Raw genomic sequence first — 17,121 nt, forward strand, 5'->3', positions numbered from 1 at the left:
TATTTAACCGCTGGACTCTCGTTATGACTGAGGGACTGCCGGGGGGCAGGTCAGGCACTGTAGCGGATCGAGCGGCATTCGTTTCTCAAGCTGCTTCAGCAAAGTCCTCGCGATCGACCAGTGAATATCCGCGTCCCCAGATCGTCTCGATGTAATTTTCCCCTCTGCAAGCATGAGTGAGCTTTCTCCGCAAGCCACAAATGAAAACATCTATGATCTTAGGCTCTGGCTCCTCGATTCCGCGATAAAGGTGGTCAAGGAACATGTCCTTGGTGAGCGTCTTGCCTTTGTGGAGAGCCAAGAGTTCTACGATTGAATATTCCTTGTTAGTCAAGTGCACGCCGCTGCCATCGGCCATGACCATCCTTGTATTGAGGTTGACCACCAGCTTTCCTGTGCGGATCACCGATTGTGCGTGGCCCTTGGATCGGCGCACCACGGCCTGAATACGGGCGACCAACTCTTCGCGTTGAAACGGCTTTGTCACGTAGTCGTCGGCACCGATGCCGAAACAGCACAACTTGGAGCCCATTTCCGAATTGCCTGACAGGATCAATACGGGTGTGTGGACGTTTGCGAAGCGCAGCTTCTTGAGCACATCATACCCGTGCATGTCGGGGAGGTTTAGGTCGAGCACAATGATATCGTAATTGTAGAGCTTGGCGAGTTCCAGCCCTTCTTCGGCCAGATCCGTAGTATAGACATTGAAACCCTTGGTGCTTAGGCAGAACTCGATGGCCTTCACCGTCGTGGGCTCGTCTTCCATCAACAAAACGCGCATACAACCTCCATTCTCACCTTGAATGTCTGAATCGCCCCACGACAAACGGGAATGACGATCCGACGCCTTCTGCGGAGATGATGAACGGAGTTGGTTACTTTCTTTCCAAAATTCCACTTAAGTGCCAAGCGCATCGCGTGGCTCAGGGATTGGACTGCCACAGAAACAGCTGGCAGCATCCACGCCGGAGCGGCGCGGGGCTACAAATTCGGGGACGGTTAGGCGCTCGCTCTTGAGGTCAGAGAATCCGTCAAAAGCCTCGCGCTGATATCCGAGCTGAACCGCCCCGGGATTGCCGGAGGCCCTAACTCCTGAGAGGAAGGGTCTACGATGAGCAAGACGACGAACAAGTTTGCCCCTGAGGTTCGTGAACGGGCGGTCCGCCTGGTGCTGGATCAGGAAGGTGAGCATCCATCCCGCTGGGCAGCAATCACATCCATAGCTGCCAAGATTGGCTGCTCGGGACACACGCTGCTGGAGTGGGTGAAGAAAGCTGAGGTGAACAGCGGCAAGCGCGCCGGCGTTCCCACCGACTTGACCGACCGTTTGAGGACACTGGAACGCGAGAACCGCGAGCTGCGGCAGGCCAACGAGATCCTACGCAAGGCGTCCGCATATTTTGCCCAGGCGGAGCTCGACCGCCCGTTCAAGCGATGACCAGCTTCATTGATGAGCATCGGAGTGAGTATGGGGTCGAGCCGATCTGCAGGGTTCTGCCGATCGCCCCATCCACCTACCACGAGCGAGTGGCACAGCGCCGCGATCCGTCGCGTCTGTCGCCGCGCGCCCAGCGTGATGAGGCGATGAAGCCCGAGGTGCGGCGTGTGTTCGATGCCAACTTCAAGGTCTACGGCGTGCGCAAGGTATGGCGGCAGATGCAGCGTGAGGGCTTCGATATCGCCCGCTGCACGGTCGAACGGCTGATGCGTGATCTCGGCCTGCAGGGCGTGATCCGTGGCAAGCCGGTGAAGACGACGATCAGCGACAAGGCGGCACCGTGTCCGCTCGATCAGGTCAACCGCCAGTTCCATGCGCCTGCGCCAAACATGCTGTGGGTGTCGGACTTCACCTACGTCGCAACTTGGGCGGGGTTCGTCTACGTGGCCTTCGTGATCGACGTCTACGCCCGCTATATCGTGGGCTGGCGGGTGAGCAGGACAGCGCATGCCAGCTTCGTGCTCGATGCGCTTGAGCAGGCGATCCATGATCGGCGACCCGTCCATCGTGGCGGCCTGATCCACCACAGCGACCGCGGCAGCCAATATGTCTCGATCAAGTATACCGAGCGCCTTGCCGAGGCTGGGATCGAGCCATCGGTCGGGAGCGTTGGCGACAGCTATGACAACGCCTTGTAGAGACCATCAACGGTCTCTACAAGGCCGAGGTGATCCACCGGCGAGGTCCGTGGCGATCCTTCGAAGCCGTTGAATATGCCACGCTCGAATGGGTCGACTGGTTCAACAACCGCCGCCTCCTCGCGCCCATCGGCAATATCCCGCCGCCGAAGCCGAGGAACGCTACTACGCCATGCTGGACGACGCACCCATGGCCGCATAACTTAAACCAAACGGCCTCCGGCAGTCCCGGGGCGGTTCAAGACAGCGTCGGCACTGGTTCGAGGGTCAGATCGATCTCGAACCCGAACGCCTCGTCTTCATCGACGAGACTTGGACTGCCACCAACATGACCCGCAGTCACGGGCGCTGCCGGAAGGGCGGGTGGCTGCGGATGGGCTTCCCGCATGGCCACCGCAAGACCACCACGCTGGTGGCAGGCCAGCGCATGACCGGCAAGGTCGCGCCGATGGTGCTGGGCCGATCAACGGCGACTGGTTCGAAGCCTATGTGGCGCACGTTCTGGTGCCTGAGCTTCGCCCCGGCGACGTTGGCATCATGGACAACCTCTCGAGCCACAAACGGGCCGCTGTGAAGGAAAGGATCGAAGCGGCCGGCGCGACTATACGCTTCCTTCCGCCATACAGCCCCGACTTCAACCCAATTGAGAAGGCCTTCTCCCGGCTCAAGGCAATGCTCCGCAAAGTGGGCGAGCGAACCGTCAGCGGGTTGTGGGACCTGATCGGCAGGCTCGTCGACATCTTTCAGCCAGACGAATGTGCCAACTACTTCAAATCATGCGGCTATGAACCGGAATGAATGGAAACTGCTCTAGGGGATCAGCACTTTCGCGCCGAGCAAACTCACCTATCGATTAAAGTCCGGCAAGAAGCGTTTGGCTTCGCATTGACGACCGGCAGTGCTACAAACAACCCGTTCGTCGCCATAAAGCACCGTCTGGACGCAAATTGGAATCGAGCCGGGTATAAAATGTAATCTGATGGTTTTTCTGATGAATTTCGATGCAACCATGAACAGAACTAAAGACAATCTTTCAATATTTTAAATCCTGATGGTGACTCCGTCCCTGGCATCATTGGCCCCATTCAGCGCCTCCAAGTCATTGCAGCGCTGTGCGGTTGCGGGCGAACTGTCCGGCCGCGGGCGGTCGCGCTTGATCGCTTCCACCCGGCCGCTGGACGTGCCACATCGGTGGATGGGAGAGCGTGACTGATGAGCTGGCAGGCCGAGATCGATGAACTGCGCCGCCGCGAGGCCATGGCCGAGAAGATGGGCGGGGCCGAAAAGGTCGCGCGCCAGCATGGGCGCGGCAAGCTTGATGCGCGGGCGCGGATTGCCGGGCTGGTCGATGCGGGATCGTTTCGGGAGATCGGGAAGATCGCCGGCAAGGGGCACTATGATGCGGCGGGCAAGCTGACGGGCCTCAGCCCTTCGAACCTGATCTTCGGCCGCGCGAATATCGAAGGCCGCCCGGTGGTGGCCTCTGCCGATGATTTTACCGTGCGCGGCGGGGCAGCCGATGCGGCGATCCACCGCAAGTTCAGCCAGTGCGAGAAGATGGCGCATACGCTGGGCATTCCGCTCATCCGCATGATCGACGGCACCGGCGGTGGCGGCTCGGTCCGCACGCTGGAGGAGATCGGCGCGACCTATGTGCCCGCAACACCCAGCTGGTCCGATGTGGTGCGCAATCTCGACAGCGTGCCGGTGGTCGCGCTCGCGCTTGGGCCTACGGCGGGGATGGGCGCGGCGCGGCTGGTTGCGAGCCACTATTCGATCATGGTCAGGGGCCTCTCGCAGGTCTTTGCCGCCGGCCCCGCGGTGGTCGAGGCAATCGGTGAGGCCAGCGACAAGGAAAGCCTTGGCGGCAGCGCGATCCACACCCGCAACGGCGTGGTCGACGAGGAAGTGGCCAGCGAAGCCGAGGCGTTCCAGCGCGCGCGCCGGTTCCTGTCCTACCTGCCCAGCCGCGTTGGCCAGACCGCACCCCGCGCCGAGCCGCGCGATTCCGTGGATCGCCGCGAAGAGTTCCTGCTCTCGGCCGTTCCGCGCGACCCCAAGCAAGTCTATTCGATGCGCAAGGTGGCCGAGGCCGTGGCCGACAAGGGCAGCGTGTTCGAAATGGGCCGCCAGTGGGGACGGGCCGCGATCACTGCTTTCGCCCGGTTCGACGGCTGGCCGGTGGCGCTGCTTGCCAGCGACCCGACTTTCCTCGGCGGATCATGGGAAGCGCGCACCTCGGAAAAGGTCGAGCGCTTCGTCAAGCTCGCCGATCAGTTCCGGCTGCCGATCATCCATCTTGTCGACAATCCGGGCTTCATGATCGGCCTTGCTGCCGAGACAACCGGGACGATCCGCTACGGCGTGCAGGCGATGAACGCAATCTATCGCGCGGACGTCCCGCTCGCCTCGGTCATCGTGCGGCGCGCCTATGGCATCGCCGGCAGCGCGATGAGCAACGCCGATGCGTTCCAGTATCGCTTCGCCTGGCCTTCGGGCGATTGGGGCAGTCTGCCGATCGAGGGCGGGATCGAAGTGGCCTACAAGGCCGAACTCGAACAGGCCGAGGATCCGGCCGCGCATCTCGCAATGATCCGCGACCGGCTTAACAGGGTCCGTTCCCCCTTCCGCACTGCCGAGCATTTCGGGGTGGAAGACATCATCGACCCCCGCGACACACGTTCGCTGCTGTGCGAATTCGCCGGGCTGGCGTGGGCGAAACTGGGCGCGGCCTGAGGGCAGTTGCGGCGCAGGGGGGCGGCGTGCCAAGGTCCATGTCTCCGGGTCGGCGCTATGGCGCGCTTTCCCTGCAAGCTTTCGTCTGAGCGGCCCCTGCCGCCACATCTGGAGTTCTCGAATGCCCGCAAAGTTCGCTCGCCTGTCCGCCCTTGCCGCTGTTTCCGCCTGTGCGCTCGCACTCGGGATCGGGCCGGGCCAGCGCCCGCTGGCGGCGCAGCCGGGCGATGCTCCGGCGGACTGCGCGTCCGGCAATGGCGGGCTCACTTTGCCACCCGGTTTCTGCGCGACGGTGTTTGCCGATAATCTTGGCCACGCCCGCCATCTCACCGTGGCAAGCGACGGCACGGTCTATGTCAACACCTGGCATTCACCGGACTATTTCCCGAACAATCCGGCTCCGGGCGGCGGCTTCGTCGTTGCGCTGAAGGACCGCGACGGAGACGGCGTGGCCGATGTGACCGAGCGCTTCGGTTCGACTGTTCGCAAGGGCGGGCAGGGCGGCACCGGCATCGCGCTGTGGCAGGGTGCGGTCTATGCCGAGGAAGGCGGCACCGTCGTGCGTTACAAGCTGACGCCGGGGCAGATGGCGCCTGTGGGCACGCCTGAGCTGGTGCTTTCGGGGCTTGTGATGGGCGGTGATCACCCGATGCACCCCTTTGTGATCGATCCCGCCGGCACGCTGCTGGTCAATTCCGGATCGGCCAGCAACACTTGCGAAAGCCCCAATCGCCAGCCCGGCGCCAAGGGCGCGGACCCGTGTATCGAGCAGCAAACGCGCGGCGGCATCTGGGCCTACAGTGCCGACAAGCTGGGCCAGGTGTTCTCGCCCGCCGAGCGCTGGGCAACGGGCATCCGCAACACCGGCGGCATGGCGCTTGATGCGTCGGGCCGGGTCTATGCCACCCAGCACGGGCGCGACCAGCTCTCGCAGAACTGGCCCGCGCTCTATACGGGCGAGCAGGGCGCGGGATTGCCCGCCGAGATCCTGTTCTCGCCCTTCAAAGGCGCCGATTTCGGCTGGCCGACCTGCTATTATGACCCGGCACAGGGCCGCCATGTCCTCGCCCCCGAGTATGGCGGTGATGGCGGCAAGATGCAGGGGCGCTGCGCGGACAAGACCCCGCCAGTGGCCGGCTTCCCCGCGCACTGGGCGCCCAATGATGTCGCGATCCATGGCGGCAAGGGCTTTCCCGCCGCCTATGCCGGAGGGGCGTTCGTGGCCTTCCATGGTTCGTGGAACCGGGCCCCGGCACCGCAGGACGGCTATCTCGTGGCGTTCCAGCCGCTCAGCGGCGGCAAGGCATCGGGTCCGTGGATCCGCTTTGCCGATGGCTTTGCCGGCGAATACCGCGAGCCGGGCCGCGCCGCGCACCGCCCGGCGGGCCTCGCGGTCGGCCCCGATGGCGCGCTTTACATTGCCGACGACGTGCGCGGCACGATCTGGCGCGTGACTTATCATGGCACGCCTAACGCACCGCTGACCGAAGCCCCGCGCGCGCCCGTCAAGAGCGCGCTGACCACGGGCAACCCCTTCACCGGTGGGCCGCCGCCCGTGCCTCCCGGTTCAAGCGCTGATGAAGTCGCGCTTGGCCAGCGGATCTATTTCGGCGAGGCCAAGGGCGGGACCTGCGCCGGGTGCCACGGTTCGGACGGGCGCGGCAGTTCGGCGGGCGGCTCGCTCACCGGCCCCTCGTACCAGTGGAGCGACGGATCGGTTGCGGGCCTTGCCGCGACCATCACCGCCGGCGTGGCCAAGCCCAAGAAGGCGAGCGGCGGCATGCCTGCGCTGGGCGGGACGGCGCTTGATCCTGCCGATGTGCGCGCCGTCGCGGCCTATGTCTGGACGTTGGGGCATTCGCGCTGAGGTCGAATTGATATCGACGACGGTCGGGATCGTGTCGTTGAGCAGGGTGATCTTCTTGCGCGCGATCCGCCAGTCGCCCTCGTTCAGGGCGAGCCGGAATTCGTAGCGCCCAAAAAAGCGGTCCGACCGGCTCATGCGCAGTCCGTGTAGGCGCGGGGCCCTCTCCAACAGAAGCGCCGCCGCTTTCGGCAAGCTTGATCCGGGCGCGGCAAGCGGTCAGTCTGGCGCCTATTGCATCGGGGAGTGAGGCCAGAATGACAATGCGCGCGGTATCGGGAGCAGCCCTGGTCGTCGCACTCCTTGCGCAGCCGGCCGCCGCCGCGCCCGCACCGATCATTGCCATGAGCGAGACGGAGCAGGTCGCGCCCGCCGTGCCGCCGATCCTGTCCGCACGCGAGCGGGCGGAAACCGAGAACCGGATTCTTGCAACGCGGCTCGATACGGTCATTCCCGCGATCATGCGCGCCGAGGGCATCGATCTGTGGCTGTTGGTGGCGCGCGAGTATTTCGAGGAGCCGGTGGTCGCCTCGATGCTTGATGCCGAAAGCATGCACGCCCGGCGCCGTACGATCCTGATCTTCCACGATCCGGGCGGCGGTAAGCCGGTCGAGCGCCTCACGGTCAGCCGCTACGGGCTTGGCGGCCTGTTCGCACCTGCCTGGGACCCGGCGAAGCAGCCTGACCAGTGGCAGGCGGCTGCCGATCTTGTTGCCGCCCGCAACCCGGCCCGGATCGCGGTCAATATCTCCGACCTCCACCAGTTCGCCGATGGCATGACGGTCAGCCAGTATGGCAAGTTCACCGCCGCTTTGCCTGAGGCTATGCGTTCGCGGATCGTGAGCGGGGAGGGGCTGGCGATCCGCTGGCTCGAAACCCGCACACCAGCCGAGATGGAGCTCTATCCCGCGATCGAGCGCACGGCTCATGCGGTGATCGGCGAGGCCTTTTCGCGCAAGGTGATCACGCCCGGCGTGACGACGGCTGAAGAGGTGCAGTGGTGGTACCGCGATCGGCTGCTGCAGCTTGGCCTCGATGCATGGTTCCACCCATCGGTGGGGATCCAGCGGCAGGGCGTGAAGGGCATGCTTGAAGGGGCCGAGGTGATCCGGCCCGGCGATCTGCTGTGGACCGATTTCGGGATTACCTACCTACGGCTCAATACCGATACGCAGCACCTTGCCTATGTGCTGAAGCCGGGTGAGACCGAGGCGCCGGCCGGGATCAGGCAGGGCCTTGCCGCCACCAATGTGCTACAGGACATCCTCCTGCGCCAGTTCGCGGTCGGCCGAAGCGGCAACGAAGCACTGGCGCGGGCACGGGCCGAGGCTATGGCGGCGGGCCTTGATCCGTCGATCTATTCCCATCCGATCGGTCTGCATGGTCATGGCGCCGGGCCTTCTATCGGTTTCTGGGACAACCAGAATGCGGACCCACGCGGCGCCGCGCCGATCCGGGCCAATACCGCTTGGTCGATCGAGCTCACAACCTATGCCGCCGTGCCCGAGTGGGGCGGTCAGCGGATCGATTTCCGGGCGGAGGAAAACGCGTTCTTCGATGGGAAGACCGTGCGTTTCATCGATGGACACGAGACGAGCCTTACGCTGATCCCGTCTGGGCCTGGCCCGGGCCAGTAGAAAAGAGAAAGCCCCTCCCGTTGCGGGGAGGGGTTGAGTTTGTTTGGTGGGGGCAGCGTTTTGTTGCGCGGCCCCGTCTCCCGGCCCTCTCCCCTGCCGGGGAGAAGGCTTTCAGGGTCAGACGATCAATGGCCCGCTTGCGCCGCCAGCGCTGCGAGCAGCAGCAGGGCGACGATGTTGGTGATCTTGATCATCGGGTTGACGGCCGGGCCGGCGGTATCCTTGTAGGGATCGCCGACCGTGTCACCGGTGACGGCAGCCTTGTGGGCATCGCTGCCCTTGCCGCCGTGGTGGCCGTCTTCGATGTACTTCTTGGCGTTGTCCCACGCGCCGCCGCCCGAGGTCATCGAGATGGCGACGAAGAGACCGCCGACGATCACGCCAAGGAGCAGCGCGCCGAGCGCGGCAAAGCCGTTCTCCTGGCCCGCGACGGCAGCGATCACGAAGTAGACCACGATCGGCGCGAGCACCGGCAGCAGCGACGGGATGATCATTTCCTTGATCGCGGCCTTGGTCACGAGATCGACGGTCCGCGCGTAGTCCGGCTTGCTTTCATAAGTCATGATGCCCGGGTTTTCGCGGAACTGGTCACGCACGTCCTTGACGACGTCACCAGCGGCGCGACCCACCGCGGTCATGCCCATGGCTCCGAAGAGGTAAGGCAGGAGCGCGCCGAGCAGGAGGCCGACGATGACGTAGGGGTTTTCAAGGCTGAACGACACGTTGAGATCGGGGAAGAACTCCCGAAGGTCGGTCGTGTAGGCGGCGAAGAGCACAAGCGCGGCAAGGCCGGCCGAACCGATCGCGTAGCCCTTGGTGACGGCCTTGGTGGTGTTGCCCACCGCGTCGAGCGCATCGGTCTTCTCGCGGACCGAATCGTCGAGGCCGGCCATTTCGGCAATGCCGCCGGCGTTGTCGGTGACAGGGCCGTAGGCATCGAGCGCGACGACCATGCCGGCCAGCGCGAGCATCGCGGTGGCGGCATAGGCGATGCCCATGAGACCGGCGAGCTTGAAGGCGATGATGATGCCCGCGCAGATCACCAGTGTGGGCAGCGCGGTCGATTCAAGGCTGATGGCAAGGCCCTGGATCACGTTGGTGCCGTGGCCGGTTTCCGAAGCCTTGGCGATCGAGCGGACCGGACGGTAGTTGGTGCCGGTGTAGTACTCGGTGATCCAGATGATCAGGCCAGTGATGACGAGGCCGAGCAGCGCGCAATAGAACAGGATGCGGCCGCTGAACTCCGTGACGGTGCCCATGCTGGTGAAGCTCATCTTGGCTTCCATGTCGCCGCCCAGCGAGTGGCTGATCGCCCACCAGATTGCGGGGACGGAGAGGACGGCGGTGACAAGGAAGCCCTTGTACATCGCGCCCATGATGTTCTTGCCGCCACCGAGGCGGACGAAGTAGGTGCCGATGATCGAAGTGACGATGCAGACGCCGCCGATGAGCAGCGGCATGGCCATGAGATCGATGAGGTTGGGCGCGCTCTTGAGGAGCAGCGCGGTGAGCACCATGGTGGCGCCGACGGTGACGACATAAGTCTCGAACAAGTCGGCGGCCATGCCGGCGCAGTCACCCACGTTGTCGCCCACGTTGTCGGCGATCACGGCGGGGTTGCGTGGGTCATCTTCGGGGATTCCGGCCTCGACCTTGCCGACGAGGTCGGCGCCGACGTCGGCGGCCTTGGTGAAGATGCCGCCGCCCAGACGCGCGAAGATCGAGATAAGCGAGGCGCCGAAGGCGAGCGCGGTGAGCGCCTGCACGACGGTGCGGTCGGTGCCGTTCACGGTGTAGTGCGCGGGACCGGTGAGGTACCAGAAGAACACCGCGATCGCGAGGAGCGCGAGGCCCGCCACGAGCATGCCGGTGATCGCGCCCGCGTTGAATGCGAGCGTCAGGCCCTGTTGCAGGCCCTTCTGCGCGGCGGCAGCGGTGCGCACGTTGGCGCGGACCGAGATGTTCATGCCGATGAAGCCGGCAACGCCCGAAAGGACTGCGCCGATCACGAAGCCCACGGCCGAGATGGTCCCGAGGGCTGCTGCGACGATGACGGCGACGACAACGCCGACAATGGCAATGGTGGTATACTGGCGGCGCAGGTAGGCTTGGGCGCCTTCCTGGATCGCGGCGGCGATTTCCTGCATTTTGGCGTTGCCGGCATCTGCGCCGAGCACCTGGCGGCTGGTAATGAAGCCATAGACAATGGCCAGCAGCCCCAATGCAATTGCGGTTACGGTCAAACTCACTTTGAGACACCCCCTTCTTTTACCGTGCTGTTTCAGCCGGTCCCCGTCGTTCGCGGGTCGGGGCGGACGCTAGTGCATAAATTCCGCACCGCAAGACTTAGTATGCATTTTTCAGGTGTGTTCGTAGCCGAGAGGGCCTTCGGGGGCAGTGCCGCCGAGGAGAAGGGGAGCATTGCCCCGGTTCAGGACAGCGCCGATGCGGAAGGCCGGGCAGGGCGGCGCGAGGTCGGGGGGAAGGGTGAAGAGGAGTTCGTAGTCGTCGCCCCAGGCAAGCGCGTCGCGGATGCGTTCAGGAGGCAGGCCGGGGGGGAGGGGGATCAGGGCGGGATCGAGGGCAATGGTGACCCCGCTTGCATCGGCCATCCGGCGGCTGTCGAGGAGCAGGCCGTCCGAGACGTCCATCATCGCTGTGACCCGGGGAGCGAGGGCGCGGCCTTCGGTGAGGCGGGGCGCCGGGCGGCGATAGGCGGTGCTGTCCGCCCCGCTGCCCGATTGGAGCGCTTCGAAGCCGAGCATGGCCGTGCCGACGGGGCCGGTGATCCAGACGCTGTCGCCGGCCCGGGCGCCGCTGCGGCTGGGGACGGGGCGGCAGGTGGCGCGGCCCAACGCGGTGAGGCCCAGCGTTTGCGGACCCGGAGTGCGCACCGTGTCGCCGCCGAGCAGGGGCACGCCGAAGTGGGCAAGCGCCTGCCCGAGGCCCTCGGTAAAGCGGGTGTTGTCTGCCGTCAGGGTGTAGCCGAGGAGGACGCCGATGGGTTCGGCGCCCTTGCTCGCGAGGTCCGAGAGATTGGTGGCGAGAAGCTTCCACGCGACGTCCGCCGGGTCTTGCGCCGGGAGCCAGTGGACCCCTTCGACCATCATGTCGTGCGTGAGGATCAGCGTCTCGCCGCCCACCTCCAGCACCGCGCAATCATCGGCGAGGCCGCGCGCCGCGGGGTGCGTTGCCAGCGCCTGGAGGGCGGCGATGAAGGCGGATTCGGCGCTCAGCGGTGATCTCCTGCCACATTCCGCGGCAACCCCATCCTCGTCATTGCGAGCGAAGCGAAGCAATCCAGAGCGTCATGCACAGCGGCTCTGGTTTGCTTCGTCGCTACGCTCCTCGCAATGACGAAGGTGGGGGGAAGGGGCATTGGCGGCACCCCGGCCTCAGTCCCCCGTGAACACCGGCGCGCGCTTCTCGAGGATCGCGTTGACGGCTTCCTTGTGGTCCGCCGTCTCGTGCACGATCGCCTGGAACGCGGCCGAAAGCTCGAGCACATCGCCCGCGCGGCCATGCTGGGCCTCGCGCAGCAGGCGCTTGGTCAGGCGCAGGGCGCGGGGGCTGTTGGCGGCGATTTCCTCGGCGAGCGCTACGGCCTTGTCCAGCAGCTGGTCTGCCGGGACGACATCGCCGACAAGGCCGATGGACTGCGCATAGGCCGCGTCAAACGTGCGGCCCGTCAGGAACAGTTCCGCCGCCTTCGAATAGCCGACGATCTTTTGCAGCGTCCACGCGCCGCCATCGCCGGGGATGATGCCGACCTTGATGAAGCTCGCCGCCATCTTCGCCGTGTCTGCCGCAAGGCGCAGATCGCACACGCAGGCAAGGTCAAGGCCAAGGCCGATGGCGTGGCCGTTGATCGCGGCGATCATCGGCACTTCGCAATCGAGCATGGCGCGGGTCGCGCGCTGCACGCCGCGGCGGTAGTTCGCGGCGGTCGAGTCGGGCTGGTCGAGCGGGCCGATGCCCTTGCGGTCGCGGATGCCCTTGATGTTGCCGCCGGTGCAGAATGCGCGGCCCGCACCCGTCAGCACGATGGCGCTGACCGAGCGGTCGTTCGCGAGGCCGAAGAAGGTGTCGACGATATTGTCGCAATCTTCCAGCGTGCCGATCGCGTTCATCGATTCGGCGCGGTCCATCGTGAGGATGGCGACGCGGCCGCGGCGCTCGACGTGGAGGAATGGGGTCATCTCAGCTTTTCTCCCTATTGCACTTGCGGGCTAGTCACCCGGCAATCTTGCGATTGCGATGCCCGCGGCGCTGCCATAGGGATGCGTTCGATGCAAATATTCCCGCTGCACCCGTTCCGTCCCGTAGGGGACATTCCCGCCCTTCGCCAGCAGGTCCGCGACCTGGTGGCGCAGCATGAAGCCAGCTGGCCGATCGAGCTGCGCGCCAATTGCTGGTTCAGCTTCGACGAGGAATTCTCGAAGGCGCTTGGCGCCGCCGGCCTGCTCGGCATGACTTGGCCCAAGCAGTACGGCGGGCACGAGCGCACCATGCTCGAACGCTATGTCGTGCTGGAAGAGCTGCTCGCGGCAGGCGCCCCCGCCGGCCTCCACTGGATCGCCGACCGCCAGACGGGGCCCCTCCTCCTGCGCTACGGCACCGAAGCGCAGCGCGAGAAGTACCTGCCCGGCATGGCACGCGGCGAGATCTACGCCTGCATCGGCCTCTCCGAACCCGGCTCGGGATCCGACCTTGCCAGCGTGCGCACTTCGGCCAAGAAGACCAACGAGGGCTGGCGCATCAACGGCCAGAAGGTGTGGACCAGCGGCGCGCACAAGAGCCACGCCGCGCTCACCCTGCTTCGCACCGAGGAAGGCAGCGAGCGCCACACCGGCCTTTCGCAGATGATGATCGACCTCGATACGCCGGGGATCACGATCCGCCCGATCATCGACATGACGGGCACGCACCATTTCAACGAGATTTGGTTCGAAGACGTGCTCCTGCCGCATGACGCGCTGGTGGGCGTGGAAGGCAATGGCTGGAAGCAGGTCGTCGCCGAACTCGCGCTCGAGCGTTCGGGGCCGGAGCGCTATCTCTCCAGCCACATGCTGCTCGTCGCGCTGATTGATGCTGTCGGGCCTGAACCGGATGCGCCGACCGCGCAGCTGATCGGGCGGCTCACCGCCGAGATGTGGACGCTGCGGCAGATGTCGATGTCGACCATCGCCAAGCTGGCGGCGGGCGAGGACCCGGTGGTCGAGGCGGCGATCGTCAAGGACCTCGGCAATGCCTACGAACAGGCCCTGCCGCGCGCGGTGCAGGCGGCGGTGGACGCGGACCTTGCGGGGAAGAGCGACCTCTCCCGCCTGCTGACATGGATCCTCGTCGCGAGCCCGAGCTTCTCGCTGCGCGGCGGCACGCCGGAAGTGCTGCGCGGAATTATTGCCAAGGGACTGGGGCTGCGGTGAAATCTGTAACCACCCCCCGTTTCGTGTCCCCCCACTTCCCGTTCGTGTCGAGCGAAGTCGAGACACCGGGCGCGGCGTGTGGTGTCTCGACTTCGCTCGACACGAACGGAAGTTGGGGTTTGAAATTCTTGTGAGGAACAAGCTCTGATGAGCGACAATCGTACTCTGCTCACCGATATGGCCGCTGGCCTGTTCGCCGATCTGGCCGGAAAGCCCTTTGCCGAGGCCTGGCCGCAAGTGGCCGAGGCGGGGTTCTCCACGCTGCTGGTGCCCGAGGATGCGGGCGGCTTCGGCGGGGACTGGGGCGATGTGCTCGCCGTGCTGCGGCTCGCCGGCCTCAACGCGCTGGCCGCGCCGCTGGCCGAGCCGGTGATTGCGCACTACCTGCTGGCGCAGGCGGGGATCGCAGCGCCCGAAGGCCTGATTTCCATCGCCGCGCCGGGGCAGCGGGTGCCTTATGGCCGCCATGCGGCTGCGGTGGTGCATGTGGAGGGCGGCACGCTCTCGCTCTACCACTCCGATGCCTGCACATTCGACGAGGGGCTTTCGCCTGCGGGTGAGCCTTGGGATGCCGTGAGCTTCACCGGCGCGGCGGCGGCTTCGGCGGCGTGCGATGTCGATCTGCTGGCGCTGGGCGCGTTTGCCCGCGTGGCGCAGGCGAGCGGCGCGCTGGAGGCGGCGTTTACGCTTGCAATCGATCACGTGAACACGCGCGTGCAGTTCGGCCGGGCGCTGGCGAAGTTCCAGGCCGTGCAGCAGGCGATGGCCGAGTTTTCCGAGGAAGCGGCGGCGGTCGACGCCTCAGCCGCAGCCTGCGCGGCGGCGCTGGATTACGGGCACGCCAGCTTCGAGATTGCGGCGGCCAAGCTGCGCATGGGGATCGCCGTGGACCGCGCCGTGCCCATCGCGCACCGCATGCACGGCGCCATCGGCTTCACCATCGAATACGCATTGAATCACCTGACCCGCCGCCTGATGGGTTGGCGCAGCGAATTCGGTGGCGATGCCTTCTGGGCCGAGCGGCTGGGCCGGCGCGTGGCGGGCCTCGGCGGCCATGGCCTGTGGCGCGAAATGGCGGCAAGGACGGACCGGCTGGTCGGTTAAAGCACTGATGCCTTACCACTAATCTGTTCCCCATCACGCCATTGACCTGTTATCCGTCCCCCCGTGCTTGACACGGGGTTCGGCTTTTCTTCGGGCGCGAGGTCCCAAAAGAAAAGCCAAGGCCCGGATCAAGTCCGGGCCGACGAATGCAAGCGATAGTGTTTGAGCTTGAGCCCTCAGGCGCGCTTGCGGCCAAATCCGGCGACACGCGGCGGCATCTGCGGTGTGGCTTCTTCTTGCACCTGCATTTGCGCCTCGCGCTGCGCGAGATAGCGCGCCATGACCGCATCGGCGTCGAAGTCGCTCACTTGCGGCTGATCCTCGCGCGGTGCGGCAATCGCGCGGGTGAGCGCCGCCTTGGAGACCCGCGCCGCCCCGCCGACAAACCCGTCACCGCCGCGCATCTTCTCCATGTCCGCCAGCCTTGCGATAACCGTTGCCTTGTCCATGGCGAGGAGATTGAAGGGAATGCTGATCTTCGCCGTGCCGAGCACGCCGCCAGTATGGCTGATCCGGATCGTATGCTGCCGGCTGACCGGGATGAAGCCCCAGATATACTGGGTCAGCGTGTGCACCTCGATTGCGGTGACCTCGCGCCAGTTCAGCCGCCGCGAGGTGCCGAGCGGAAGGAGGTGGATCCGACGCTCATCGTATTCGATGGCCTTGAGATCGCTGAACACCCGCGCGAGCCTGCCGATCGACATCAGCGGCCCGCCCAGGATCAGGATGACCCCGATGATCATCCCGATGGGCCCGCCCAGCAGGCAGAACACCCCCAGCACGGGCGCGACCAGAAGCAGAAACGCTCCGCTGAAGATGAGCTTGGCCCGGCTGTAGTGCAGTGTTGTCATCGTGATTCTCCTGAGGGGAACCTTGACTGACCAGTGGTTACGATGGGTTTAGCGAGGGGAGGCATGGAACGCCGCCTGAGGGGCGGGAGCCGCGAATTCGGCGGCGATGCTTTCTGGGCGGACCGGTTGGACGCTTGTCACCAATACTGTGAATCGCGACCACTCTGGAGCTATCCCGGGTACCGGCAATTGTCTCGCGGCTCGGTCAAAGCTAGGTTTGCCGCAATGCCACGGCCACACCAATTGTCCGGGCGCGAGCAACGATTTGGACGGAAGGCTTGGAATGATCTTTGAGCAGATTGCCACGGGTGGCTGTCAATCCTATCTGGTCGGGTGCGAGGCGACGGGTGCGGCGGTCCTGATCGATCCGGAGCACCGCCAGATCGACCGCTATATCGGCCTTGCCCATCAGCGGGGCGTGCAGGTTCGCTACATCATCGACACGCACACACACGCCGATCACTTTTCCGGCAGCCGGGAACTGGCGCGCACGCTGTCCGTCCCGGTGGTGATGTACCGGACCAGCCCCGCACCCTTTGCCGATATGCGGCTGGATGATGGCGATATGCTGATCGTCGGCCAGCTTCGCCTGAACGCGCTGCATACGCCGGGCCACACGCAGGATTCGATGTGTCTCGTCATGGACGACCGCGTCTTCACAGGAGACACGCTGCTGATCGGCGGCACTGGGCGGACCGATCTGCCCTCGGGCGATCCGCACGCCTTGTACGACAGCTTGTTCCAGAAACTGCTCAAGCTTCCCGCCGAAACGCTCGTCTTCCCGGCCCACGAGTACAAAGGCCGGACTCACACCACAATCGGTGCGGAAATCGCCGGGAATCCGCGCCTGCAGAAGACCGATCGCAGCGAATTCGTGGACATGATGCAGCATCTTGACCTCGCCGCTCCGACCCACCTGACCGAGGCGCTGCGCACGAACATGACCGGCGGCAAGTCGGTCGCCCAACTTCTTTCCGAAGCCGGCGCGAAAGTGCCGTTCATGGCGCTGACCGAATTTCGCGAGCGGCTCGGCGGCAACAGCCGCGATCTGATCGTCCTCGACGTGCGCGAGCGAGATGCCTTTTCCAGCGGGCTCATTCCCGGCGCGCGCCACTTGCCGCGGGGCCAGCTAGAGCTGAGGGTCAATACCGAGTTTCCGGATCCGACGGTGCGGATCGTGACGTGCTGCGAATTCGGCAAGATCTCGACACTGGCGGCAGCGACTTTGCGCGAGCTTGGGTTCAGCCGGGCGACTGCGCTTGATGGCGGCGTGAAGGCCTGGAAGGATGCCGAGTATCCGCTGGAGAGTGCCGGCTGACCCGGCACGTCCTTTGCTGCGGGTGCCGAAGCTTCTTGGCCCCACC

General features: G+C 65.2%; 11 protein-coding genes, 2 pseudogenes and 1 other annotated feature. Of the genes and pseudogenes, 8 read left to right on the top strand and 5 right to left on the bottom strand.

The features are described 5' to 3' along the window. Nucleotides 1-85: 85 nt before the first annotated feature. Complete coding sequence (locus tag WCL10_RS09615) at nt 86-781, bottom strand: response regulator transcription factor (protein WP_336895419.1); 696 nt, start codon at nt 779-781, stop codon at nt 86-88. Between the two features lie 330 nt (nt 782-1,111). Between WCL10_RS09615 and WCL10_RS09620 the strand changes: the two are divergent. The 5 genes and pseudogenes from WCL10_RS09620 to WCL10_RS09640 all read left to right on the top strand — a co-directional run bounded on the left by WCL10_RS09620 (nt 1,112) and on the right by WCL10_RS09640 (nt 8,373). After that, nucleotides 1,112-2,338 (top strand): annotated as a pseudogene (locus tag WCL10_RS09620) (IS3 family transposase). Then, nucleotides 1,393-1,509, top strand: a sequence feature (AL1L pseudoknot). (Overlaps the previous pseudogene by 117 nt.) 54 nt (nt 2,339-2,392) lie before the next feature. Next, nucleotides 2,393-2,934: pseudogene (locus tag WCL10_RS09625) on the top strand (IS630 family transposase); the annotation flags it as partial. Between the two features lie 414 nt (nt 2,935-3,348). After that, on the top strand, nt 3,349-4,872 hold the full coding sequence (locus tag WCL10_RS09630; RefSeq protein WP_336895420.1) for a carboxyl transferase domain-containing protein: 1,524 nt from the start codon (nt 3,349-3,351) through the stop codon (nt 4,870-4,872). Between the two features lie 121 nt (nt 4,873-4,993). Then, nucleotides 4,994-6,739 carry a c-type cytochrome gene (locus WCL10_RS09635; protein WP_336895421.1) on the top strand — a complete coding sequence of 582 codons (1,746 nt, stop codon included), beginning with the start codon at nt 4,994-4,996 and terminating at the stop codon, nt 6,737-6,739. A gap of 254 nt (nt 6,740-6,993) precedes the next feature. Next, entirely contained in the window at nt 6,994-8,373 is a 1,380-nt protein-coding gene (locus WCL10_RS09640) for a M24 family metallopeptidase (protein ID WP_336895422.1), read from the top strand. A 125-nt stretch (nt 8,374-8,498) separates the two neighbouring features. Here WCL10_RS09640 and WCL10_RS09645 read toward each other — a convergent pair whose 3' ends face one another. The 3 genes from WCL10_RS09645 to WCL10_RS09655 form a co-directional block, all read right to left on the bottom strand. After that, nucleotides 8,499-10,622: a sodium-translocating pyrophosphatase gene (locus WCL10_RS09645; protein WP_336895423.1), complete on the bottom strand. Its 2,124-nt coding sequence runs from the start codon at nt 10,620-10,622 to the stop codon at nt 8,499-8,501. A gap of 111 nt (nt 10,623-10,733) precedes the next feature. Beyond that, the gene (thiL, locus tag WCL10_RS09650) at nt 10,734-11,609 is read right to left on the bottom strand and encodes a thiamine-phosphate kinase (RefSeq protein WP_336895584.1); all 876 of its coding nucleotides are present in this window, start codon (nt 11,607-11,609) and stop codon (nt 10,734-10,736) included. Between the two features lie 159 nt (nt 11,610-11,768). Continuing rightward, nucleotides 11,769-12,572 carry a crotonase/enoyl-CoA hydratase family protein gene (locus WCL10_RS09655; protein WP_336895424.1) on the bottom strand — a complete coding sequence of 268 codons (804 nt, stop codon included), beginning with the start codon at nt 12,570-12,572 and terminating at the stop codon, nt 11,769-11,771. A 90-nt stretch (nt 12,573-12,662) separates the two neighbouring features. Between WCL10_RS09655 and WCL10_RS09660 the strand changes: the two genes are divergently transcribed. Continuing rightward, the gene (locus tag WCL10_RS09660; protein WP_336895425.1) at nt 12,663-13,802 is read left to right on the top strand and encodes an acyl-CoA dehydrogenase family protein; all 1,140 of its coding nucleotides are present in this window, start codon (nt 12,663-12,665) and stop codon (nt 13,800-13,802) included. A 147-nt stretch (nt 13,803-13,949) separates the two neighbouring features. Then, nucleotides 13,950-14,906 carry an acyl-CoA dehydrogenase family protein gene (locus WCL10_RS09665; RefSeq protein WP_336895426.1) on the top strand — a complete coding sequence of 319 codons (957 nt, stop codon included), beginning with the start codon at nt 13,950-13,952 and terminating at the stop codon, nt 14,904-14,906. Between the two features lie 176 nt (nt 14,907-15,082). Here WCL10_RS09665 and WCL10_RS09670 read toward each other — a convergent pair whose 3' ends face one another. After that, entirely contained in the window at nt 15,083-15,757 is a 675-nt protein-coding gene (locus WCL10_RS09670; protein WP_336895427.1) for a hypothetical protein, read from the bottom strand. 283 nt (nt 15,758-16,040) lie between these two features. Between WCL10_RS09670 and WCL10_RS09675 the strand changes: the two genes are divergently transcribed. Continuing rightward, nucleotides 16,041-17,075, top strand: coding sequence for an MBL fold metallo-hydrolase (locus WCL10_RS09675; protein WP_336895428.1), 1,035 nt, complete (start codon nt 16,041-16,043; stop codon nt 17,073-17,075). Nucleotides 17,076-17,121: the final 46 nt, after the last annotated feature.

This window comes from Novosphingobium sp. (genome assembly GCF_037133355.1).
In the GTDB taxonomy this organism is placed as follows: Bacteria; Pseudomonadota; Alphaproteobacteria; order Sphingomonadales; family Sphingomonadaceae; genus Novosphingobium.